This window comes from Indolivaga macrotermitis, assembly GCF_900128985.1.
Taxonomy (GTDB): Bacteria; Bacteroidota; Bacteroidia; order Bacteroidales; family Dysgonomonadaceae; genus Dysgonomonas_A; species Dysgonomonas_A macrotermitis.
The window spans coordinates 1-1,736 of record NZ_FQUC01000043.1 but is presented as its reverse complement, the minus strand read 5'-3'; the positions used below and the strand labels follow the sequence as shown (position 1 = coordinate 1,736).

1 pseudogene is annotated in these 1,736 nt (G+C 45.2%); it reads right to left on the bottom strand.

Annotation, left to right across the window (positions count from 1 at the left end):
• Nucleotides 1–1,736: pseudogene (locus BUC12_RS19625) on the bottom strand (DNA methylase); the annotation flags it as partial.

Sequence of the window (1,736 nt, the reverse complement as noted above, 5' to 3'; positions counted from 1 at the left end):
GTTGTATTGAGCAAAGAGTGTTTGAGCAGGTGCATACCCGTATACAGCCTGTTCTCACCCTGTACGGCAAATTTTTCGTTGATAATCATATTGCTCTTGTCCGCTTTGACAGTAAAGTCATCGCGGGAAGCATAGTATGATATATTAACGTCCGTTTCAAAAAGTTTACCCATATAGTCTTCATACACACTTGTATCAATCCATCGTTCCCCGAAGTTGAAGTCCAGTTCTTCGTACCTGATAGGTTGCGGAGTAGCTTCCTGTAAAGCTTTCAGTGATTCCTGCGCCGGAATATCATCGGGATGGTTTTGCAGGTAGCGCTCTATGGCTTCCGCTTTTTCGACAACGTTACCCGCGATAAAGCGGTCCTGGACTTCGTAATTCTGAATCAGGGGATTGAAATAAATACGTCCTTGTAATTCGGAAACAATCTCTTCCCTGTTTTTCCCGGATAACAGCGACTCCATATAGTCAAGCCGGACTTCGCCGTATTTATTCAGTGATGCAATAAGGGCTTCGTCTGAAGTATTGGCAACGGAAATCTCATTGGGATTGAATGCAACGGGGTGAAAGAAAATATCCGCCTTCCCAAGTCCTCTCATAGGGAGGACTTGCTCCCTCTCCTTTTGGAGAGGGCTGGGGAGAGGTGTCTCCAGCGACAGCATCTCCCTGCCTCCGGCATCCATTTTAATGACATCGAGGTTCTTTTTGTCGTTCAGGTAGCCATAACGTTTTACAAAATTGTCATAACACAAATTCAGGTTGCCACGCAGGGAGGCATGTTCGGTCAGGTGTTCCGCCTCATGATTGTATAAAGTATGATACGTATCGCGTATCTCTATATACCTGCTGATCTTTGCTCGCTGGTCGAATGCAACATCCAATGCCTGAAACTCTGCATCATCCCGGTAGCGTTCTTTTAAGAAACCTACCTGACCGTTATCTTCTACCAGTGAGCCTTTCTTGTGGAACTCAAAAAGTTCACCCGAATAAGGGCGGGGTTCAAAAGAGTTAGCCTCCCCAACCCCTCCGGAGGAGGGGCCTTTAATATCTTTTTCAGGAGAATTAAGAGAGGCTTGGGTATTTTGAAGGTTATCTTTGCCTTTGGGGGAAGAAGGTATAGAAGTCCCCCTCGGGGGATTTAGGGGGCTATTTCTTTTCTTCTTGCTTCTGGCGGGTTTCACCTGTGTGCGTTCTTCCTGTGTAAAACCGAACAGGTCGTACAGGCTCATTACAGGTTGAGCTGAGATATCGACCTCTAATGTCTCCCGCGTTACGGATTGAGGTTTATCATCAAAAAGAATGTCTCGGGATTCCGCATCCGATGCGTTTTCGGAAGGTTCTACTTTGATGATATTTTCCTTTTCTTTATTCAATGGTTCTTTTTCATTCGGGAACCAGTGATCTTCAATAGCCTGCCAGAATGGGTCAAGGTCATCAGGATATTTAGATTTATCTTGTCCGGAATATCCTAAATCATTTCCTGCAACCTCTTTTTTTACATCCTCATTAGATAATATAGCGGCTTGGGGTTCCTGCTGCTTTTGTGCAATGGCATGACCATTATACAAATCCAGGTTCAGGTTACTCTGCAAATCGTTTTTAAGCATCCGCCCCATATAGCCCGCCATTTCCTCCATGCTTCCTTCATACAGGAATACCTGCGCGGGCTTGCCATACGGGTCTGTACCGATAGACGCTTTATTTTGCACAATCCTGCCATGATTATAGAAATA